This window comes from Citrobacter sp. Cpo089 (assembly GCF_030332695.1).
GTDB classification, from domain to species: domain Bacteria; phylum Pseudomonadota; class Gammaproteobacteria; order Enterobacterales; family Enterobacteriaceae; genus Citrobacter; species Citrobacter portucalensis.
On sequence record NZ_JAOWHJ010000068.1, the window covers coordinates 78,135 to 100,818 of the forward strand.

The window sequence follows — 22,684 nt, forward strand, 5'->3', positions numbered from 1 at the left end:
AAACAACATATCCTTCACAATCATAACCGATCAACTCCAGGTAGCGATTATCATCAAACCGGTAAATTACCTGTGAGGGTATTTTTTTTGTACAGGCAGTGATAGCGCATAGTAAAACCGCTCCGATTATTATTCCTACCGTATTTCTCAGTTTCATAATTTATCCTTAAACGTTAAGCGGCTTAGGCATATCCCATTGCAGATTGGGAGTCTCGGTATTATATATTTCATTATGTCTGGCAGGTTTAACCGTTGTTGAATGACAATATTCGTTAACCACGCCAAACTCGCCTGTCGGTAAAATATCATCCGGTCTATTCATGTAATCTTTTGTGTCAGCTTTATTCAATATCCCCGTTGTATAATAATCCACAGTTTTTGGCAGACCATTACGCTTCATACGCCAGTCTCCGCGCAGGAGTAGCTCGGTCCAGAATTCTCCACAGCGGTGATCAAATGCCCTGCATATTCCCACCGCCAGATCGAAGGCCATCGCTTTCGCGGGGGCATCTTTCGACATAACAATAGAAGAGTGCTGGCTGTAACCAATCCGCTCTGATTGCAGCCATTCTTTTTGCAGCTCATCCGGCGTTTTTTCATAAATCAGTTGAACGGTTTTATTGTATCCCCCACCCAGAACAACGCCTTTGGTATAAGGCTTACCATATTTTTTGGAGAACATCGCAAGTTCAGTGGGCGTTAATGCCTGGCCCGGCTGTAAAGAATCAAAACCGGCCCCGCTCAGCGTTCTGGTGTCGGTTTCAGTGCGCGAAATAACCGTGGCTTTTGCAGAAAATGAGATGTCCTGATCGGGTGAACCCGGCGCTATCGAATATTTATACTGACTTCCCGCGCCCTGTAACTGGTGTCTGAAGGTGACGGGGAGCTGCTCACCATTCACAACAACATCCGCAAATGTATATTGTCTGGTCGCCAGCGTATCCTGATCAAAACAACCTTTTTTAACGCCGGCATTTCAAAAGGCACGCTCAGTGGGCTGCCGCCTATTTCCGGACCATTTTCACAGAAAACCCTCTGGCGCAGATTATCTATGCCGCTGGCAATGTTATGGGGGACTCCCCGCCAGCCCAAACCCTGGACGTTAAGTAATGAAACTACACTGTCATTGGGGCAAAAATAGTTATATACCTTGCCAAAGTTATTACGGGTATAAAGTTTATTCTTGCGCCATTGAGAATTGGTTTTACTCAGGCACAGCGCGCCTTCTAATTCATCGATCTCGGTTTGCGTGTGATATTCCCCCTTGCCATATCTGGCGTTGGTCGCCATCAACTGGCAGAAATTGCGGAACGTCTGCTGCCGGGCGCGATCCGTTTGATGATGTCCGGGCGTCATACCTTCAGCAGCCGTTTTTTCCAGTGCGTAGGGAGAATGGTTGAGAATCACGCAGTCAGCGGGTTTCTCATTAGCCTGCATCACCAGCATATTGGCCAGCATGGTAATTATCGTTCCCTGGGAGTGCGCGACAATATTAATGGGATCGAATTTTGTTGCCGGTTCTCTTCGAATCATCAGGATTAAATCAGCCAGCCGCTGCGCGGCAAAAAACTGATAAATACGGTGCGGGTTATCACAAATAGGGTGCGTAAAATCCCCACCATTCAGATGAAATGAAGCAAATCCTGCCGCACCGTTCGCCAGGCCGCCGGAGCCAGGGCCTAGCATATCCGGAATAGTGGTTGTCGCATTGGCAAAGGTACCACCGCCTTTGGCGTACACATCGTCCAGCACGTTGCCGAAATTATCATTCTGATATTTCAAGGTGGTTTGGGGAATATGCCCCAGCTTTTCCAGCTTTGTGTTGTCATCTTCCTGATAGGCGTTGTAAGGCAGTTTTGCGGCGTCTCCTGATTTTGCCCGTTCTTCGCGATAACGCCGCTGGTCTTCTATATACGTCGCATGATCGACGGGTTTATATCCCCAATAAAATGGAATTACCGGGCTGCGTCCGGGCATTTTTACATTCTGCTGCTCGCCATCGCCCATATCCATTTTGTACTGCTGCCATTCATGTGGATACATATCCGTGCGACCCATACGCTCATTCAGGCCAGCGATAATACCCTGCTCCTGATTCTGATAGGCCTCGCCCACATCGTTGACGCCGTGCACAAGGATCACAATGCAGGGCATGGAATACTTAACGGGCACGTCGCAGACAGCCATTTTTCCGCCCGTTGATTTAGGCACGCCCTGTACACCTGTCGCCACCACCCGTGGATTAAAGGGACTGTTACTCATTTGGCAAAATCTCCATTTTCATTTCGTCCATTTCAGTCATATCCAATAACGGCGTCATTCCTTCATCGTCAGTGACGCCTTCAATGGTTTCGCCTGATGCCTTAGTCAGTCTGAATTTTGTCTTTTTCAGAACATCGTCTGGGTTGCCAGAGCCATGTAATTTAATGCGGCGATGAAACTGCTCCTCCTGAAAGACAGGGGTTTTATCTTTCGCCGACTCCGGTCCGCTCCAGTCAAGAGAGGTGCCTTTCAACTGCACTTTTGCGGGAGAGAATATTTTTACAGAGCCGTCTTCATTTATTCTGATACCGCCACCACCGCACAAAAGCTGGATATTCTTCCTGGCGCTGATGGTTACGTTGCCGTTCATACTCTGAATATGAAAATGCTTATCAGAAAGCAGGCCCATTTCGCCGCGCTGCGCCTGGACGGAAATATCATCTTTTGCGGCGATGATTTTGATTCCGATAGCTCTGCTGAAAAGTGACAGGCCCTGTCCAACGGCCATTGAGAGTTTTTTAAAGACGTTAAAACTGCCGTTGCTGGCGGCGTTTAGCGACAAATCTTTGTCTGCTGATAATGCCATCGTTTGTGGTGTCAGCAGGGCCATACCGTGATCGGCGTAGGCCACCAGTCCCGAACGGGTAAGCTGTTCAAGCGCAGCGTTAAGCTGCTGCTGCGGCCCCAATTCGACATTTAACGCCTGCGCCGTCAGCGCGCTCTGCTGAAGTGACGTTGCCAGCGTAAGCGCGTCCTGAAGCTGCTGAACCACTGCGCTCATATCAAGCTGCTTGCCCTGGGCTTTTGGCTGCGCCTCGGTCGTGAGTAATATCCCCTTTGCCGCCCTCAGGACCGCGCGGTCATCGGTGCGCAGTTCTGCGCCTTCGCCGCGAGGTTTACCGCCAGCATCTACAAGATGGCCCATGTTCAATTGCGTTTTGCCGTACTCGGTACTCAGTTTGACGTGTTCCTGCCCGCGCCGATCCTCCATTCGCAGCTTATTCAGACCCGCAGTACGGATGACGTTGCGGGTATTGTTGCGACTGGTAACGGGGTCTGGCTTTGGAGCATGATGCAGGGCATGCGCAATGAAAGGTCTTTCCGGATCGCCGCCTTCAAACGCAATGGCGACCTCTGTGCCCTGGATTAACGGAAAGTGATGACCATAAGTATCACCGGCATAAACCCGCGCCAGACGAACGGGCATGCTTTCATAACCTTGCCTGTGCTGGTCGAGGTCAAAATCAAACTTCACCCAATAGCGACCCTGCACATCGATATGAGCATATTGGTCATTGTCTATTGGTGATGAAACGATCGCGGGAACAGTACCTGCAATACGTGGCCGGGGTAGCGGCTGCGGTCGAAAACAAACGTTCTGGCTGTAGGGAATACCGATAAGCCGGGACTGGAGCGCTGCATCACGCCTCCCCGTCACCTGCATTGCCGTTACCACAAATCCAGAGGCGAAGGCATGTGGAATGGCGCCGTCAATTTCCAGCACCATCCCCGGCACGATCGACGGACTGGTGGTCATACCGGTTAAAATGGATTGATTATTAAGAATAATTTCGTGATGCAGTTTGGCGTAAAACCAGCTGGACTCGCCTGGCTGCGCCTCGGCAAATTGCGATCCTGGCTGATGATGGATATCCGCATAGCGATACTCTGTGCCATATGCCGTAGTCCTTTCCGCAGACACATCGGCGTCAGCATTTAGCATCAGCGAGTTTGCCAGCCTGTAATCAAAGTTCTTCACTTTAACGCCAGCGGAGACAACGTTGTGCTTTGATACCAGCTGATCGATCGAATACTCATTTGATGTCAGCCCGGCATGGGATGAGTGCATAATCTTTTGATCAAAGAGGTATTGGCATTGTGAATCACTGAAAATAACCACCATAATGTGCGAAACAGCATGATGATTTGCGATCCTGAACCAGATCCCAACTTCTGACAGGATGCGGCTGATAAACGCTAAATCCGACTCCTCCCACTGGACGATCATTTCCCGGTTGGGATAGATACAAACAAGATTATCAAAGTCGATTTCATAATCGGCAAAAGCATGTTCTTTGAGGATCTGCGTGACCAGTTTCGGCACATTTATGTTCAGGTAAATAGCCGAACGCTTGCGTCGTGAGAGTAATGCCAGCTTATGCTCCAGCCTGATTTCATACAGTGATTCATCCGCTGATGTACTAATAAGCGAAAATGACGTAATGACGCCTTCAATTTGCCGTTCATATAGCCACATCTCAGAACCTTGAATATATTTATTCCAGCTATGATTAGGTGCTCTGATTTTCAGCGAGCCTTCAATGTTAAGAAGTGAGTCAGGAGGGATGCTTTTTTGTTTTGATGTGAATGTAATTTTATAACTGTATGGTTTACTTAACTTTTCATGACCTTCAATTGTTTCAACATCCAGCAACCCTAACTTACTCTCGCCCCTTACGGAGAATAAATACTTATTGATACTCTCCTCTGAAACTATACCTTCAAGATTATAGAAACCCGAACCTTTTTTCATTATCGCATCCCTTGCAAAAAGAAAGTAATACATAAGAAATAAAGTCCAGTCAGCATATCAACAATAATAAAAAAAGGTTGTTTTTTTACTGAAAAAATCTGGAAAGTAAATTAATTATTATTAGTCAAACACGTAATATAATTACGACATATAAATAAACGATTAACTGACGCGATTTTAGATTCAATGAAATAATTTTTTAACAAAACGATTTATATAACGCCGCATTCGTTTTTCACCGTGAGGCAACGATCAAGCAGTCACATCCAAATGGTTCCAAAAACTGAGAGGGAACTAAAAAAAACAAAACATTAACCCAATGATTTACAATAACATTTATAGAAGCATTCTTTTTATTTATTTTTTTATTGAATAAATCACATCCTCCCATAAAAAAACACAATAAAATATAACTATTCCCTATTCTGCTGTGAGGGGAGAGGTAACTGGATTATTCCCATGTGTTCCTAAGGAAAGATTTTGGTTTTCTCCCTCTCCTTTTGAGAGAGGGCCGCATAAAGGTCATCTTATCAGCCACAGGAGAATCAATGAAACGCTCCGCAATAAACGAGATCCTTGGCCACACGCGCCAGTTTTTCTCTCAGCACGACGTGCATCTCCCCCCTTTTGCCAGCTTCCCCCCGACCCAATGGCGCAAGCTTGATGCCACAGCCTGGAGCGAAGTGTTCGACCTTAAGCTCGGTTGGGATGTCACCGCGTTTGGCGGCAACAATTTCGTCGCGCAAGGGTTAACGCTGTTCACTCTGCGTAACGGCTCGCCGAAAGGTATGCCTTATGAAAAATGCTACGCCGAGAAAATCATGCATGTTCGCGATGCACAGGTCACGCCGATGCATTTTCACTGGCGCAAGCGCGAAGACATTATCAATCGCGGCGGCGGCAATTTAATAGTGGAACTGTGGAATGCGGGGATCCGGGAGCAAACGGAGCAGACCGACGTAAGCGTGGTGATTGACGGCTGTCGGCAAACCCATGCGGCAGGCAGTCAGTTGCGCCTGACGCCGGGTGAAAGCATCAGCCTGCCACCGGGCCTGTATCACAGCTTCTGGGCGGAAAAAGGTTTTGGCGACGTGCTGGTCGGCGAGGTTTCGTCTGTTAATGACGACGACCACGATAACCACTTTTTGCAACCGATCGCCCGCTATAACGACATTGAAGAAGACGAACCTGCGCAGCTGGTGCTGTGTAACGAATATCGCCTGTTCCGCTAACCAAGGAGCGCATTATACCGTTGATATCTCTCGCTGATGGCCTTGCCCATGCCCGTGAGCATCGCTATGCCTTAGGGGCGTTTAACGTTCTGGATTCACACTTCCTGCGTGCGCTGTTTGCCGCGGCAAAGCAAGAACGTTCGCCGTTTATCATCAACATCGCCGAGGTGCACTTTAAATATATCTCGCTGGATTCTCTGGTCGAAGCGGTCAAATTCGAAGCCGCACGGCATGACATTCCGGTGGTGTTGAACCTTGACCACGACCTGCACTTTGAGTCGGTGGTTCGGGCACTACGCTTAGGGTTCAGTTCAGTAATGTTCGATGGCTCCACGCTGGAGTATGAAGAAAATATCCGCCAGACCCGAGAAGTGGTAAAGATGTGCCACGCCGTCGGCGTATCGGTGGAAGCCGAACTGGGCGCGGTGGGTGGTGATGAGGGCGGCGCGCTGTACGGCCATGCCGACGAGTCGCTGTTTACCGACCCGATGATGGCGCGTGATTTCGTCGACAGAACCGGGATTGACGCACTGGCGGTCGCCATTGGCAATGCGCACGGAAAATATAAAGGCGAACCGGTGCTCGACTTCCCGCGTCTGGACGCTATTCGCCAGCAGGCGGCAATCCCGCTGGTACTGCACGGCGGTTCCGGCATCAGCGACGACGATTTCAAGCGCGCGATTGAACTCGGCATTCATAAAATCAACTTCTATACCGGCATGTCGCAGGCGGCGCTGACGGCAGTAGAGGCGCGGATGGCGAATCGTCAGCCGCTGTACGACGAATTCGCCGAACTGCTACTCGGTATTGAAGAAGCCATTACCGATACCGTTTCAGAACAGATGCGCATTTTTGGCAGCGCGGGACGGGTCTGATGGAACGCAAAGGCGTTATCGCTGCAGGCAACATGCTGGTCGATCACGTGCATCAAATTGTGCAGTGGCCGGAACGTGGCTGGCTGGCGGAAATCACCCGTAGCGAACGCGCCACGGGCGGTGCGCCGCTTAATGTGCTGCTGACGCTGGCAAAAATGCACACTGGGCTGCCGTTGCAGGCGGTGGGGTTAATCGGTCAGGACAGCGACGGCGACTACATCATGGCGATGCTGGAGCAGTATCACGTTAATCGCCAACACGTGCAGCGCACCACATTCGCCCCCACGTCGATGTCGCAGGTGATGACCGATCCCAGCGGTCAGCGCACCTTTTTCCACTCACCGGGAGCCAATCGGCTACTCGATCTGCCCGCGTTTGAGCAACTGGATACCTCGATGAAAATCTTCCATCTGGGTTATCTGCTGCTGCTCGACAGTCTGGACATGCCGGATGAGGAGTACGGGACGCGTAGCGCACGGCTGCTGGCACAAATGCGCGACAACGGCTTTGAAACGTCGCTGGATCTGGTCTCACGCAAGGGCGACCCGCGCTACCAACCACTGGTAATGCCAGCCCTGCGCCATATCGACTATCTGGTGATTAACGAGCTGGAAGCCGGGGAGTTCAGCGGGCTGGAGATCCGCCAGCCCAACGGCGAACTGCATATTGCGCACATCGCCACCGCCGCACGCGAATTATTGAATGCAGGCGTACGCCAGCGGGTGGTGATCCACTGTCCGGAAGGTGCCTGGGGTGAAGCGCCGGATGTGCCGGGCGTCTGGATCCCGTCGCAGTACCTGGCGCAGGAGGAGATCGTTGGCAGCGTCGGGGCGGGAGATGCGTTTTGCGCTGGATTTTTGTATGGCTGTCATGAGCGTTGGTCGCTGACGGACAGCGTCAGGTTGGCACACGCCTGTGCGCGGGCAAGTTTGCTATGCGCCAACGCGATAGATGGCGCGAAGACGCTGGCAGAGTTAAAAGCAGAAATGGCTGACGCCTGATGCGCTGCGCTTATCAGGCCTACGACCGTATCAGGCCTACGGGGTCGTTTTCGCTTTTGTAGGCCGGATAAGGCGTTTACGCCGCATCCGGCAACTGCACACGATCACGCCGCCTTATCGTGATGTTGCACGTCGGCGGCAAACACATAACCCAGCCCGCGCAGGGTTTTGATCAACATTGGCTGGTGCGGGTTGTTCTCTATTTTTCGCCGCAGCCGCATGATTAACACGTCAATAGTGCGGTCAAACACCTCAACGCTGTCGCTGCGCGTCAGCTCCAGCAGTTGTTCCCGACTCAGCACCCGGCGGGCATTTTGGGCCAGCGCCAACAGCAGGCTGTATTCCCCCTGCGTCAACTCCACCTTCAACTGCTGGGGATTATGCAGCTGGCAACCGGCGGTATCGAGATGCCAGCCATTGAAAGAAAGCCCCGTGGTTTGCGGACCGCCGCTTTCTGCCGTTAACACGCCAACGCGTCTGAGCACCGCCTTTACCCGAGCTACCAGCACCCGCGCATTGAACGGCTTACCGATATAGTCGTCAGCCCCCATTTCCAGCCCAACAACCACATCCGACTCGCTGCCAAGCCCGGTCAGCATCACCACCGGTAATCCGGGCCTCAACTTCTGCACCTGTTGTAGCACCATCAGGCCGTTAATATCGGGCAACATCATATCCAGTAATACCAGAGCGATATCCGGCTGAGTCTCAATGCAGCGCAGCGCCTCCTGCCCGGTGTGACAGGCGGTCACCGTAAAGACGTGTTCGCTCAGCACATCCTGTAAAAGCGTGCAGACAGCGATGTCATCATCCACAACCAGTATGGCTGGCTTCATTGTTTTTCCCCATTTCTGGCCAACTTAAATGAGTGTGATTGATTCTGCACAGAGTGACAGCGATAAGGCACAAGGATGTGCGGGAAACATAACCTCGGTCACACTGCCGGGCCGTCACGTATTGGAGATTCGTCACGTCAAATATGACGACAGCCTGTTTTTCGTCAGAGTTTTGCGCAAAATTCGCCCGTAATATCGACTAATGCCCCTGATAAAAACATGGCATAAAAGATGCATAACAAAAACGACAAGCGCGTATGCGCGATTTGATTAACTGGAGCGAGACCGATGAAAAAAGTCGTCACGGTTTGCCCATATTGCGCATCAGGTTGCAAAATCAACCTGGTGGTCGATAACGGCAAAATCGTCCGGGCTGAAGCGGCGCAGGGGAAAACCAACCAGGGTACCTTGTGTCTGAAGGGCTACTATGGCTGGGATTTTATCAATGATACCCAGATCCTGACCCCTCGTCTGAAAACCCCTATGATCCGTCGCCAGCGTGGCGGCAAACTGGAATCCGTTTCCTGGGATGAAGCGCTTGATTACGTCGCCAGTCGTCTGAGCGCCATCAAAGCGAAGTATGGCCCGGACGCTATTCAGACGACCGGTTCATCTCGCGGTACGGGTAACGAAACCAACTATGTAATGCAAAAATTCGCGCGCGCCGTTATTGGTACCAATAACGTTGACTGCTGCGCTCGCGTCTGACACGGCCCATCGGTTGCAGGTCTGCACCAATCGGTCGGTAACGGCGCAATGAGTAATGCTATCAATGAAATTGATAACACAGATTTAGTATTCATCTTCGGGTACAACCCGGCGGATTCCCACCCGATCGTGGCGAATCACGTGATTAATGCTAAACGTAACGGGGCGAAAATCATCGTCTGCGATCCGCGCAAAATTGAAACCGCGCGTATTGCCGACATGCACATCGCGTTGAAAAACGGCTCGAACATCGCGCTGCTCAACGCTATGGGTCATGTCATCATCGAAGAAAAACTGTACGACCAGGCGTTCGTCGCCTCCCGTACGGAAGGATTCGAAGAGTACAGCAAGATCGTCGAAGGCTACACGCCGGAGTCCGTCGAAGATATCACTGGCGTTAGCGCGCAGGATATTCGTCAGGCTGCACGTATGTATGCCACGGCGAAAAGCGCGGCCATCCTGTGGGGCATGGGTGTTACCCAGTTCTATCAGGGCGTGGAAACCGTGCGTTCACTGACCAGCCTCGCAATGCTGACCGGCAACCTCGGTAAGCCGAGCGTGGGCGTTAACCCGGTTCGTGGGCAGAACAACGTTCAGGGCGCATGTGACATGGGCGCGCTGCCGGATACTTATCCGGGCTATCAGTATGTGAAAGATCCGGCTAACCGCGAGAAGTTCGCTAAAGCCTGGGGCGTGGAAAGTCTGCCTGCTCATACCGGTTATCGCATCAGCGAACTGCCGCACCGTGCAGCGCATGGCGAAGTACGCGCGGCGTACATCATGGGTGAAGATCCATTACAAACCGATGCTGAACTCTCCGCAGTGCGCAAAGGCTTTGAGGATCTGGAACTGGTCATCGTGCAGGATATCTTCATGACCAAAACTGCCGCTGCCGCAGACGTTATTTTACCGTCTACGTCATGGGGTGAGCATGAAGGCGTATTCTCCGCAGCTGACCGTGGCTTCCAGCGCTTCTTTAAAGCCGTTGAGCCGAAGTGGGATCTGAAAACGGACTGGCAGATTATCAGTGAAATCGCCACCCGTATGGGCTATCCGATGCACTACAACAACACCCAGGAAATCTGGGACGAGTTGCGTCATCTGTGCCCGGATTTCTATGGTGCCACTTACGAGAAAATGGGCGAACTGGGTTATATCCAGTGGCCTTGCCGCGACACCTCAGAAGCCGACCAGGGTACGTCTTATCTCTTCAAAGAGAAGTTCGACACCCCGAACGGCCTGGCGCAGTTCTTCACCTGCGACTGGGTAGCGCCAATCGACAAACTCACTGAGGAGTACCCGATGGTACTGTCTACAGTGCGTGAAGTCGGCCACTACTCTTGCCGTTCGATGACCGGTAACTGTGCGGCGTTGGCCGCGCTGGCGGATGAACCGGGCTATGCCCAGATCAACACCTCCGACGCAGAACGCCTGGGCATCCAGGATGAAGAGCTGGTGTGGGTGAACTCGCGTAAAGGCCGGGTCATTACCCGTGCGGCAGTCAGCGATCGTCCAAACAAAGGCGCGATTTACATGACCTACCAGTGGTGGATTGGCGCATGTAATGAACTGGTGACCGAGAACTTAAGCCCGATTACCAAAACGCCGGAGTACAAGTACTGTGCTGTAAACGTTGAACGCATTGCCGATCAGCGCGCTGCCGAGCAGTATGTCATTGATGAGTACACCAAGCTGAAAGCCAGCCTGCGCGAAAGCGCGATGGGTTAAGCTTCCCCTGACGGCCTCCATTCGGAGGCCGTTTTTTTATGCACATAATCTCTCTATACTGTTCATTCCCTACACTAAATCTAAATATAAGATGAAACGACTTTTCGCCTTGATGGTGTTAATGACATGCTTTGTCCATGCCGAAGAGCCCGGTAGTCAGTTTTTGAAAGCCGCCGAGTCCGGAGACCGACGTGCACAATATTTCCTCGCTGATACCTGGTTTAGCTCAGGCGATTTGGGTAAAGCGGAATATTGGGCGCAAAAAGCCGCCGACAATGGTGATGCCGATGCTTACGCATTGCTGGCTCAGATTAAGATTACCAATCCGGTCAGTCTGGATTACCCCCAGGCCAAAACGCTGGCGGAAAAAGCGACCCAGGCAGGCAGTAAAACCGGGGAAATTACGCTGGCGCGTATTCTGGTCAACACTCAGGCTGGACACACCGATTACCCCAAAGCCATTACCTTGCTGCAAAACGCCTCCGAGGACCTGGAAAACGACTCCGCCGTCGACGCGCAAATGCTGCTTGGGCTGATTTACGCCAACGGCGTGGGTATTCCCGCAGACGATGAGAAAGCGACGTGGTATTTCAAACGTAGCTCTGCCATTTCCCGCACCGGTTATTCCGAATACTGGGCTGGGATGATGTTCTTAAACGGTGAGCAGGGTTTTATCGTGAAGAATAAACAGAAGGCACTGCACTGGCTGAATTTGAGCTGTACGGAAGGATTCGATACCGGCTGCGAAGAGTTTGATAAGTTAACCAATGGGTAGCCGTTGTCGGCCTGATAAGCGTAGCGCCATCAGGCAACCCGGAGAAGGTTGCCGGATGGCGGCGTTGCCTTATCCGGCCTACAAGGCGGTCTTATCAAACTGACCTAATACTTCGCGCTCATAGGCCAACGCTTTTTTGCGGTCAAATTTGTGTTCCCACTTGGAGATAACCAGCACCGCCAGTGCGTTACCCACCACGTTCAGCGCGGTACGCGCCATGTCGAGGATACGGTCAACACCGGCAATAAACGCCAGGCCTTCCAGCGGGATCCCCACGCTGCCCAGCGTTGCCAGCAGCACCACGAATGATACGCCCGGCACGCCCGCAATCCCTTTCGAGGTCACCATCAACGTCAACACCAGCACGATTTCCTGCCACAGCGACAGGTCGATACCATACAGCTGCGCAATAAAGATCGCGGCAATACTCTGGTACAGCGTTGAACCATCAAGGTTGAATGAGTAGCCGGTCGGCACCACAAAGCTGGTGATTGAAGCCGGTGCGCCATAGGCTTCCATCTTCTCGATAATACGCGGCAGTACGCTCTCGGAGCTGGCGGTAGAGTAAGCCAGAATCAACTCGTCTTTCAGAATGCGGATCAGGATCCAGATGCTCAAACCGCAGATACGCGCGACAATCCCCAGCACCACCAGCGCGAAGAACAGGATGGCAAAGTGCACCAACAGCACCAGCTTCGCCAGCGGCCACAGGGAGGCAAAACCGAAGTTCGCGACGGTAACGGCAATCAGTGCGAAAACGCCGACTGGCGCATAGCGCATAACCATGTGGGTCACTTTAAACATGGTTTCGGAAATAGAGCGGAACACGGTAACCAGCGGCTCGCGGTGAGTTGCCGGCAGGGAAGACAAGCCTAAACCGAACAGCACCGAGAAGAAGATAATCGGCAGCATATCGCCTTTTGCCATTGAGGCGACGATATTGGTCGGCACCAGTGACAAAATTGTCCCCATCAAACCATGCGCGTGGCTCTGTACTTCTGCAGTCGTGCTTTGATATTTCGAAATATCCACGGTCGCCAGTTGCGACATATCAATCCCGGAACCCGGCTGGAACACATTAGCCAGCGTGATCCCAAGGATAATCGCCACGGTGGTGATCACTTCGAAATAGAGAATAGTTTTGGCGCCAATGCGGCCCAGCTGTTTTGCATCACCGACTCCGGCGATACCGACAACCAGCGTAGAGATGACAATGGGCACAACGATCATTTTGATCAGATGGATAAAGATATCGCCCGCCGGTGACAGCAGGTTTACAACCAGCCATTCACGGCTGTCACTATGGTAATGCAGGTAACTCCCTAGCAGAATGCCCAGCACCATGGCGATTAGAATCTGCCATGCCAGGCTGACTTTCAAATTTTTCATAACAACGGACTTCCTCGATGGAGCGCTATTCCACATGCGGTGTGTGGGAATAGTACATACTGAAAGGGTATGAATTGTGTTGCGTTCGTTTATGGAGTTTTTTAACGCTTATTATCATTATCATCTGCATGGCATTCCGCGCAACCCTCTAAGAACAGGGCTTTTGGCTGATTTTATGCATAAAAATGCAATTTTATCGCGGTATTGATGAATAACTTTTTGTTATAAAAGAATTTTAATATGTTCAAAAATGAAGAAGTCATGGTGTGAGTTTTTTTCGCCCATTTGTTCGTTTGCCTGTTTTTTAAACAGGCCAAATGATACAAATCACAAAAAAAACAAATTTATTTTTGCCGATTCTGTAATAACTTCGCCATATTAATAGAGTCAACGAGCTGTGCCCGGTTCACCCTCGGCGAGTTTAAATCCATAACCTTTTGCCACACTGAAATAGCCTGGGCGTAGTCTGCCTGCATAAACGCATCTGAGGCTAACAGCATCAGCGCGGTGACCTCTGCCGGGTCCAGCGCCAGAGCCTTATCAATCATCTCGCGAGTGGGCGGCGTCATATGTTGTCCGGCCTGGTAATACAATACCGTTGCCATCGCTGAATAGATCTCAGCATTTTCACCGCCGACACGCAGCGCCTGTTCGTAGGCCAGCAGCGCATTATGATACGCGTTTTGCCAAAGATAATACTCCCCGAGTTGCGCCCATTTCACGCCGTCCTGTGGATTAGCACGAATCTGCGATTGCAGCAAAAGCAGCTGTTTTTCCTGAACATTCTCATCGGTGAAAGCATGTAAAGGGTCCGCCAGTCTCGTCTGCTCCTGACGAACCGCCTGCCATTTTGGCGTCAACAAGTAGCCTCCTATGCAGGCCACAGCCATCAGCACCGCCGCAGCGGTCAGCCGCTTCACAGGCATTGGGCGTAACAGCGGTTCGGACTGGTTCATTGCTCACCCTCCTCCGTATGCTGACGTCTTCTCACTCGCCAGACCACCACACCTACCAGCAATAACAACAGGCACGGTAACGCCCACAGCAGCAACGTTTGCTCATTCAGCGGCGGATTATAACGAACGAAGTCACCATAACGCTCGGTCATCCATGTCGTGATCTCAGCTTCGCTTTTCCCTTCCGCCACCATGCTATAAACCTGATGGCGCATACTGACCGCTACCGGCGCATTGGATTCCAGCAAGTTTTGGTTTTGACACTGCGGGCAGCGCAGTTGGCTGGCAATAGACAGCGCTTGTTCTTGCTGCTGCGGGTTGGCAAACGTCCATGTGTCCACAACCTGGGCATGGGTAGCGAAAGGGATGAAAAACAGGAGGAGCGTTAAGAGTAAAAATTTTTTGCCGGAAGGCGCTGCGCTTATCCGGCCTACGGTTCGCGCTGCCTGTAGGCCGGATAAGGCGTTTACGCCGCCATCCGGCAACGCTGTTATTAATTTACGCATCACGCTTCCTTCCTCGCCATCCGCTCAGTAGCGCGCCAAAGACCATTAATAGTCCCCCACCCCAAATCCAGCGCACGCCGGTCTGCACGTACAAACGCATGGCATAGCGGTCAGGTCCGGTTTTTTCACCCATTACCGCGTACCAGTCATGCATCAGATTCCAGCGGATCCCCGGCTCCATCATCTGTTGACGGCGCGCGGCATAGAAGCGCCTTTCGGGTTGCAGGCTGCCAATACGTTTCTCATTGTGCCACAGCGTGATCTGCGCTTTTTCACTGGTGTAGTTACCTTTGGCTTCCAGGTCGAGACGCTCAAAACGGAAAATGTAACCCGCCAGTTCAACCTGCTGCCCAGGGCTCAGGTTCAGGCTTATCTCCTGACGGCTACCGCTGGAAAAGACGATCCCCGCCGCAAACATCAGCACCCCGGCATGCGCCAGCAGTGCCGGAAGCTGGATGCGGAAAGACACGTTGCGGCTTCTGACCGTTGCCAGCACGATAACCAGCAGCATCAGCAGGCCAAAGGGCAGCGTAGCACGGTTAAAGTACGGTGCGCCTACGGAGAGCCGTCCCCAGCCGAACAGCCCGTAAATCATCGGGTAGAGCGTGCCAATCAACACAATCAGCAGCACCGCACTAAAGAGCAGCAGCGCAACCAGAATCAGCATCTCGCGTGACCAACCGCCAAAACGTGCATTCTGCCGGACTTGCTGGCCCCGCCAGGCGTACAGCCCGAGCGACGCCAGACTCAACACGGTAAACAGCGCAAACAGCGGCGCGGCGCGGACGTTATCCAGCGCGAAAGCATGCACCGAAACGAGAATGCCGGAACGCACAATCAGCGTCCCCAGCAGCGATAAAATCAGCGTGACGATCGCCAGCAGCAGCGACCAGTGGCGGAAGATTCCGCGCTGGCGCGTGATATACAGGCTATGCAGCAGCGCGCTGGCGGAAAGCCAGGGTAATAAGGAGGCATTTTCAACCGGGTCCCAGAACCACCAGCCGCCCCAGCCCAGCTCGCAGTAGGCCCACCAGGAGCCGAGGATAATCCCCAGCGTCAGCGCGCACCAGCCGGGCAGCGCCCAGCGCCAGCACACCCAGGCGCTCTGCGCATTAAAGTCACCACGTAGCAGCGAGGCCAGCGCCACGCCTGCCGCCACCATCAAACCACCGTAACCCAGGTACAGCAGAGGTGGATGGAGGATTAACCCGAGATGTTGCAGCATCGGGTTAAGGTCGCGCCCTTCAATGGCTGGCGGGAAGATGCGCACGAACGGATCGGACCATAGCACCACAAACAGCAACAGCAGGGCCGTTATCATTGAAAGGACGCTGAGCGTCAGCGGAAACAGCGCGTCGGTATCACGCCGATAGCGTAAAGCGAACAGCGCGCTCCAGCCGGAAAGAAACAGCACCCACAGCAGCAGCGATCCTTCATGACCGCCCCACACCGCCGCCAGTTTTAATCCCCACGGCAGCAGGCTGTAGCTGTGCTGAGCAACGTAGACCACCGAAAAGTCGCTGGTCAAAAAGCAGAATACCAGAATGGCAAAAGCCAGCAGTAGCAGGGTAAATTGCGCCCACACGCCCACCGTTGCAAGCCGCATCACCCCTTGCCAGCGCTGGCGGACACCCACCAACACGGCAAGCGGGGTCAACACGTTGACCCCAAGGCTTAATAACAGCGCCAGAAAACCGGCTTCAGGAAGGAGAACGTCCAGATATCACCTTACGCAACGGTTAGCTGACCCGCATAGAGTATAAAAAAACGCAGCAGCAGTACGCCGGTCAGGCTGGCGCCGCAGACTGCCAGCACGCCATGAAACGTCGAACTGCGGTTGGCCCAGGGTTTTAGCAGCATCGGCAGTATCAGCCCAAGCCCAGCCACGCCAAGCCAGAACCACCAGGTCCAGAATCCGCCGCCCAATGCCGCCGCCAGCGCACGCATTTTGCCGTCATCGCCCAACGCCAGACCGACGAAGAACGCCGCCAGCAGGAAGATCTCCAGCCATACCACCGGGACTTCCATGCGGTGCACAAAGTGCGCTTCGGTGCTGTGCGGGTTGCTACGATGGCGTAACGCCATGGCGATCAGCGCCACCGCGGCGCCGGAGGAGATCCCAGAGAACAGGAACAGCACCGGCAGAATCGGGTTATTCAGGAACGGGTAAGATTTCAGCGCCGACAGCAGGAAGCCGGTGTACGCCCCGAGCAGAACCGCCAGCACCAGCATTAACGTCTCAAGCGCACGATGGAAAGGCCCGATCAGCGTCAATACTTTCTGCACGATACCTAACCGCGGCAGCCAGCGCTGTTGCAGGGCAATCACCTCTTTTTCAAAGATTTTTGCCAGCCACAGCACTAACACCACCATGTACAACTGGAACAGCATGACCCCCATTGACATCACCGAAGTGAAGCTGTAGTGGAACATCAGTTTCCAGAAAGTCCATGGACGCGTCAGGTGGAACACCAGAATTAACAGACCGAGGATAATCGCCCCCGGTCCTAACACCAGAGTAGTGCGCAGCAGCGTGCTGTCCGAACCGCCCGCCTCCGGATGGAAGCGACGCAGCAGAATCGCCAGCGTGACCAGTCCGGCAGAGATACCTATCAGGAACAGATAGATGGCAATGGGCCAGTCCCACACCAATGATTCAAAATGAAATGCAGAAGCGGATGTCATTGGCTCACCTCCCCAAATTTAAAGGGAACGCGGTAGACCTTCGGTTTTGTACCCAACGCCAGCTTGTAACGGTAGGTCGTTTTCTGCTGCAACAAACGGGAGATATCGCTGTTGGGATCGTCCAGATTACCAAACGTCAGCGCCTTCGTCGGACATGACTCAACGCAGGCGGGCTGTTTGCCCGCTTTCAGGTTGGTTTTCCGGCAGAAATCGCATTTATCCGCCGTTTTGCTCACCGGATGGATAAAGCGCACGCGATAAGGACACGCGGCGATGCAGTACTGGCAGCCAACACAAAGGTCCGGGTTCACATCCACAATGCCGCTGGCGGCATCGCGATACGATGCCCCCGTCGGGCAGACGTCAACGCAGGGAGCGTGGTCGCAGTGCTGGCACGAGTGACGGAAGAAGCGATACTTCACATCAGGAAACGTACCCTGTGGCTCACTGCGAATAATCGTCAGACGCGATACGCCTTCCGGCACGTTGTTGACTTCGCGACAAGCATCCATACAGGCCGTACAGCCGATGCATAATGACTCATCATGTACCATACCGTAACGCACGCCGTTGATGTTCAGCGTCTTCGCCACAACGCGCCCCGCCGTCCCGCTCACTGCCACCAGCGCGCCGACGCCGGTGATAAACTGGCGACGAGAGCAACTCATGGATGCTCCTTAAGCAACGGAATCGACGCCGGGTTAAAGTTCGGATTGTTACGCTGATCGCTGTGGCAATCGACGCAAATCTTGATCCGTCCTTTATCGCTCAGCGTTTGCATCGTGTCTTGCTTCGGATGCAGTGAGTGACAGCTGGCACACGCCACTTTGGTTACGTGGACATCGTGCGGCCAGAACGCTTTTTGCAGCTGCTCAGGCAGGTGACAGGACATACAGACGCTGTTCTGCTGCTCCACGTTGTACATCGGCTCATTAAAGCGCATCACATCTTTCACCCCTTCACGGTGGTTCGGTGACGGCTGGCCGTGACAGTTGGTGCAGGTGACCGGCAGTTTGTTATTCGGGTTGATGACTTCCGCATGCTTACCATGCATGCCTTCGGTATCCGGCTTGTGACAGTCCAGACAGGCGGCATCCGGATTACGCTGTTGGGTAACCGTCCAGCGTTGATCCGACTCCTGTGGCGTTGGCGTGGCAGTGATTCCACTCAGGCTCCATAACAAGCCTGACGCCAGCACCCCAGCAGTTAATAACGAACGTAATACGCTCATATTCACTCCGTTGAGTTATCCGCCCCTTGCGGGGCGAAATGGGGTTATTGGCTTAACAGACCGTTTTTACGCGCCTGATCTTCCCACTGCGGAATCACCGTTTTGATGAAGTCCTGCTTCTCAGCATTGATTTGCTGCATGTTCAGACCAATCGCCGCCTGGGCTTTCTCTTTGGTCGAGATATCCGGCAACGGAATTTCATGCGTGATGCCTTTGGTCGCCAGCAGACGGACCAGTTTGGTACGCGCGTCAGCGGCTTTATCCATTGCGCTACCCAGCATCCGCAGACCTTCTTCCGGGGCGTGCATATGAATGCCGTGTGAGGCGATAGACAGGTCCCAGCGCCATTGTGCGTGACGGATATCTTCCAGAATCGGCTTCATTTCCGCTTCAGTCGCGCCCGCATCCCATGCGGCTTTCGCTTCGAAGTGCGCACGAACCAGCTGATCTTCAACCTTGATTTTCAGGTCATGAATGGCCTGTTTACGCTCGGCGACCACTTTTTGCAGGGACGCTTTGTCCTGGGTGTGGCAGTTCGCGCAGGTCTGAGGGAAGTTATCGAACGGATTACCAATCTTATGGTCGGTGTAGATCTTGCCTTCCGCGTTTTGCACTTTCGGCATGTGGCAGTCGATACAGGTCACGTTGTTCTTGCCGTGAATGCCCGCGCTCCAGGTTTCATACTCCGGGTGCTGCGCTTTCAGCATCGGCGTTTTAGACAGGGAGTTGGTCCAGTCAGAGAAAGCAATGTTGTCGTAGTATTTCTCCATGTTCTCGACTTTCATGCCGTCGTCCCACGGGAACTTAACGGCTTTGTTTTTACCGTCGAAGTAGTATTCCACGTGACACTGGCCGCAGACCATGGATTGCTGGTCAAAGCGACCGGCTTTCTCAAACGGTTTACCGATGGCTTCCATCGCGCGTTCTGCATAAGGACGCGACAGAGTCAGTTCTGGCTTGCCTTTGGCGAAGTCTGGTGACGCGGTATTATGGCAATCCGCACAACCGAGGTTGTTAACAATTTCCGGACCGCCGCGCGCCCATTTACCGTGGAAGTAGCCATCTTCACCGTCTTTCTGGATAAGACGCGCTACGTCCGGGCTTTTACAGCTCCAGCAGGCCATCGGCAACGGACCATCTTCTGCCGTTTTTGGTGCGCCGGTACGTAAGGTTTCACGGACATCGGTCACGGCATACGCGTGTCCCCGCGGTTTGTTGTAATCGCGCGAGAATGGGTATCCCGCCCACAGGATCACCAGACGCGGATCTTCTGCCAGTGCATCTTCACGGGCTGATTGCTCAGACGTGGCTTTCCAGGAGAGATATTGATCGGGATGCTGAGGTGCGAAGGTTTCATTCTTCGCTTCAACGGTGACGGTTTTTGCAGGTACAGAAGTTTGTTCAGCGTGAACAGCAGAAATAAATAATAAAGGTAATAACAGGCTGAAGAAACGGCGTACGCGTGATTTTATCCTTGCCATAGGGGTCTCATCCAGATGACGCCATTATCTGCAATGGCGGTTCTTTTATTGTTTTCCACAACAGCAACCACACGAATACTGTCATGACATTGCTCCACCCTATTTGTAACAAGAAACCACACTGAAAATGTTGTTTTTAATCAATTGTAAGTGTATGTAAAATACCACTTTAGAGTTATAATACCCCTCTAACCTCTCACTCTTTTGTCTAATTCAGAGACAGATCACCTTTTCAACAATCCTTTAGATAACTGCATGTTATCGCGAGATTTGATCAATTTTTGCTAGTTCCCTTCAAAATTTAGTTTGTCGCTAATTTGCACAATTCGTTTATTGCGTGATCTGCCGCGCAAATACTAAACAAAACTCTCAAAGCCCCTACATTTAACGTTTATGAGACATATTATTAACATCCTACAAGGAGAACAAAAGCCATGAGCCAAATACATAAACACGCTATTCCCGCAAACATTGCGGATCGTTGCCTGATAAATCCGGAGCAGTACGCAGAGAAATACCAGCAATCCGTTAACGAACCCGACACATTTTGGGGCGAGCAGGGAAAGATTCTTGATTGGATCAAGCCGTACAGCCAGGTGAAGAACACCTCCTTCGCACCAGGCAACGTGTCTATTAAATGGTACGAAGACGGCACTCTGAACCTGGCCGCAAACTGCCTTGACCGCCATCTGCAGGCAAACGGCGATCGTACCGCCATTATCTGGGAGGGCGATGACGCTACCCAAAGCAAAAACATTACCTATCGCGAGTTGCATCGCGATGTCTGCCGTTTCGCCAATACGCTACTGGATTTAGGCATTAAAAAAGGTGACGTGGTGGCCATTTATATGCCGATGGTGCCAGAGGCTGCGGTTGCCATGCTGGCCTGTGCCCGCATAGGGGCCGTGCATTCTGTCATCTTCGGTGGTTTCTCACCGGAAGCCGTCGCCGGACGTATCATCGACTCTAATTCACGCCTGGTGATCACCGCCGATGAAGGCGTACGCGCCGGACGCGCTATCCCGTTGAAAAAGAACGTCGATGATGCGCTGAAAAACCCGAACGTGAAAACCGTTGAACATGTGGTCGTCCTCAAACGTACCGGTGGTAAAACGGAGTGGCAGGAAGGCCGTGACCTGTGGTGGTCCGATCTTATCGAGAAAGCCAGCTCAGAACACCAACCGGAAGAGATGAACGCGGAAGATCCGCTGTTTATCCTGTATACCTCCGGTTCAACCGGCAAGCCGAAAGGCGTGCTGCACACCACCGGCGGGTATCTGGTCTACGCTGCAACCACCTTTAAGTACGTGTTTGATTATCATCAGGGCGATATCTATTGGTGTACCGCTGACGTGGGTTGGGTAACCGGACACAGCTACCTGCTGTACGGCCCGCTGGCCTGCGGCGCAACCACGCTGATGTTTGAAGGTGTGCCAAACTGGCCAACGCCTGCGCGTATGTCGCAGGTTGTGGACAAGCACCAGGTCAATATTCTGTATACCGCACCGACCGCCATTCGCGCACTGATGGCAGAAGGCGACAAAGCGATTGAAGGTACTGACCGTTCGTCGCTGCGTATCCTGGGTTCCGTTGGCGAGCCGATCAACCCGGAGGCGTGGGAGTGGTACTGGAAGAAGATCGGCAACGAAAAATGCCCGGTCGTCGATACCTGGTGGCAGACCGAAACCGGGGGATTCATGATCACCCCACTGCCGGGCGCTACCGAGCTGAAAGCCGGTTCTGCAACCCGTCCGTTCTTTGGCGTACAGCCTGCGATTGTCGATAACGAAGGTAATCCGCTGGAAGGCGCGACGGAAGGTAACCTGGTGATTACCGACTCGTGGCCAGGCCAGGCGAGAACCCTGTTTGGCGATCATGAACGCTTTGAGCAAACCTACTTCTCTACCTTCAAGAATATGTACTTCAGCGGTGACGGCGCGCGCCGTGACGAAGATGGCTATTACTGGATCACCGGACGAGTGGACGATGTGCTGAACGTCTCCGGCCACCGTCTGGGAACGGCTGAAATCGAATCAGCGCTGGTGTCGCATCCGAAGATTGCTGAAGCCGCAGTGGTCGGTATCCCGCATAACATTAAAGGTCAGGCGATCTACGCCTACGTCACGCTGAATCACGGCGAAGAACCGTCACCTGAGTTGTACGCCGAGGTTCGCAACTGGGTGCGTAAAGAAATTGGCCCGCTGGCAACGCCAGACGTGCTGCACTGGACCGACTCACTGCCGAAAACCCGCTCCGGCAAAATCATGCGCCGCATTCTGCGTAAAATCGCGGCGGGCGATACCAGCAATCTGGGCGATACCTCGACCCTCGCCGATCCTGGCGTAGTTGAGAAACTGCTCGAAGAGAAGCAGGCCATCGCGATGCCATCATAACAAAGTCCTGAAAATGCCGGATGGCGACGCGAAAGCGTCTTATCCGGCCTACAAATCTGACCCTACCCTCTCTTCACCGGGAGGGAAATATAA

The 22,684-nt window shown here is 52.9% G+C and carries 15 protein-coding genes and 2 pseudogenes; 6 read left to right on the forward strand and 11 right to left on the reverse strand.

The annotated features are described in order from the left end of the window. The 3 genes and pseudogenes from OGX92_RS23625 to OGX92_RS17960 all read right to left on the reverse strand — a co-directional run. On the reverse strand, nt 1–157 hold a 157-nt coding region (locus OGX92_RS23625; RefSeq protein ID WP_502872878.1), incomplete at its 3' end, for a T6SS immunity protein Tli3 family protein. A gap of 9 nt (nt 158–166) precedes the next feature. Continuing rightward, nucleotides 167–2,262, reverse strand: a pseudogene (locus OGX92_RS23630) (T6SS effector phospholipase Tle3 domain-containing protein). Continuing rightward, nucleotides 2,255–4,828 carry a type VI secretion system Vgr family protein gene (locus OGX92_RS17960; RefSeq protein WP_353622210.1) on the reverse strand — a complete coding sequence of 858 codons (2,574 nt, stop codon included), beginning with the start codon at nt 4,826–4,828 and terminating at the stop codon, nt 2,255–2,257. Before OGX92_RS17960 ends, OGX92_RS23630 begins: the two are co-directional and overlap by 8 nt. A gap of 515 nt (nt 4,829–5,343) precedes the next feature. Between OGX92_RS17960 and OGX92_RS17965 the strand changes: the two genes are divergently transcribed. The 3 genes from OGX92_RS17965 to OGX92_RS17975 are packed head-to-tail and all read left to right on the forward strand — an operon-like array spanning nt 5,344 to nt 7,903. Beyond that, nucleotides 5,344–6,027 (forward strand): D-lyxose/D-mannose isomerase, encoded by a 684-nt coding sequence (locus OGX92_RS17965; protein ID WP_286586901.1) that lies wholly within the window; start codon nt 5,344–5,346, stop codon nt 6,025–6,027. Between the two features lie 14 nt (nt 6,028–6,041). Further along, complete coding sequence (locus OGX92_RS17970; protein ID WP_286586906.1) at nt 6,042–6,902, forward strand: ketose 1,6-bisphosphate aldolase; 861 nt, start codon at nt 6,042–6,044, stop codon at nt 6,900–6,902. After that, nucleotides 6,899–7,903, forward strand: coding sequence for a carbohydrate kinase family protein (locus OGX92_RS17975; protein WP_240389530.1), 1,005 nt, complete (start codon nt 6,899–6,901; stop codon nt 7,901–7,903). The genes OGX92_RS17970 and OGX92_RS17975 overlap by 4 nt, the downstream gene beginning before the upstream one ends. Before the next feature lie 104 nt (nt 7,904–8,007). On the opposite strand, the gene OGX92_RS17980 is transcribed toward OGX92_RS17975, so the two are convergent. Then, on the reverse strand, nt 8,008–8,739 hold the full coding sequence (locus tag OGX92_RS17980; RefSeq protein ID WP_003826666.1) for a response regulator: 732 nt from the start codon (nt 8,737–8,739) through the stop codon (nt 8,008–8,010). 288 nt (nt 8,740–9,027) lie between these two features. Between OGX92_RS17980 and fdhF the strand changes: the two genes are divergently transcribed. Together fdhF and yjcO are read left to right on the forward strand one after the other, a co-directional pair. Then, the gene (fdhF, locus tag OGX92_RS17985) at nt 9,028–11,175 is read left to right on the forward strand and encodes a formate dehydrogenase subunit alpha (RefSeq protein WP_240389519.1); all 2,148 of its coding nucleotides are present in this window, start codon (nt 9,028–9,030) and stop codon (nt 11,173–11,175) included. A 91-nt stretch (nt 11,176–11,266) separates the two neighbouring features. Next, a complete protein-coding gene (gene yjcO, locus OGX92_RS17990) occupies nt 11,267–11,950 on the forward strand; it encodes a Sel1 family TPR-like repeat protein YjcO (RefSeq protein ID WP_032934129.1) in 684 nt (227 codons plus the stop codon). 78 nt (nt 11,951–12,028) lie between these two features. Here the strand turns inward: yjcO and gltP are convergent, their stop codons facing one another. From gltP to nrfA, 7 genes and pseudogenes are all read right to left on the reverse strand, one after another. Beyond that, nucleotides 12,029–13,339 carry a glutamate/aspartate:proton symporter GltP gene (gene gltP, locus OGX92_RS17995; protein ID WP_003826659.1) on the reverse strand — a complete coding sequence of 437 codons (1,311 nt, stop codon included), beginning with the start codon at nt 13,337–13,339 and terminating at the stop codon, nt 12,029–12,031. Between the two features lie 344 nt (nt 13,340–13,683). Then, nucleotides 13,684–14,295, reverse strand: coding sequence for a heme lyase NrfEFG subunit NrfG (nrfG, locus tag OGX92_RS18000; RefSeq protein WP_126957357.1), 612 nt, complete (start codon nt 14,293–14,295; stop codon nt 13,684–13,686). Then, nucleotides 14,292–16,521: pseudogene (gene nrfF, locus OGX92_RS18005) on the reverse strand (heme lyase NrfEFG subunit NrfF). The gene nrfG and the pseudogene nrfF overlap by 4 nt, the downstream one beginning before the upstream one ends. 8 nt (nt 16,522–16,529) lie before the next feature. After that, the gene (gene nrfD / locus OGX92_RS18010; RefSeq protein WP_003826653.1) at nt 16,530–17,486 is read right to left on the reverse strand and encodes a cytochrome c nitrite reductase subunit NrfD; all 957 of its coding nucleotides are present in this window, start codon (nt 17,484–17,486) and stop codon (nt 16,530–16,532) included. Further along, nucleotides 17,483–18,154 carry a cytochrome c nitrite reductase Fe-S protein gene (gene nrfC / locus OGX92_RS18015; protein WP_003031761.1) on the reverse strand — a complete coding sequence of 224 codons (672 nt, stop codon included), beginning with the start codon at nt 18,152–18,154 and terminating at the stop codon, nt 17,483–17,485. The genes nrfD and nrfC overlap by 4 nt, the downstream gene beginning before the upstream one ends. Continuing rightward, a complete protein-coding gene (nrfB, locus tag OGX92_RS18020) occupies nt 18,151–18,717 on the reverse strand; it encodes a cytochrome c nitrite reductase pentaheme subunit (protein WP_003826649.1) in 567 nt (188 codons plus the stop codon). Before nrfB ends, nrfC begins: the two co-directional genes overlap by 4 nt. 44 nt (nt 18,718–18,761) lie before the next feature. Next, nucleotides 18,762–20,198, reverse strand: a complete 1,437-nt coding sequence (nrfA, locus tag OGX92_RS18025) for an ammonia-forming nitrite reductase cytochrome c552 subunit (RefSeq protein WP_003826647.1) — start codon at nt 20,196–20,198, stop codon at nt 18,762–18,764. A 434-nt stretch (nt 20,199–20,632) separates the two neighbouring features. Between nrfA and acs the strand changes: the two genes are divergently transcribed. Then, on the forward strand, nt 20,633–22,591 hold the full coding sequence (gene acs / locus OGX92_RS18030) for an acetate--CoA ligase (RefSeq protein ID WP_003826645.1): 1,959 nt from the start codon (nt 20,633–20,635) through the stop codon (nt 22,589–22,591). Nucleotides 22,592–22,684: the final 93 nt, after the last annotated feature.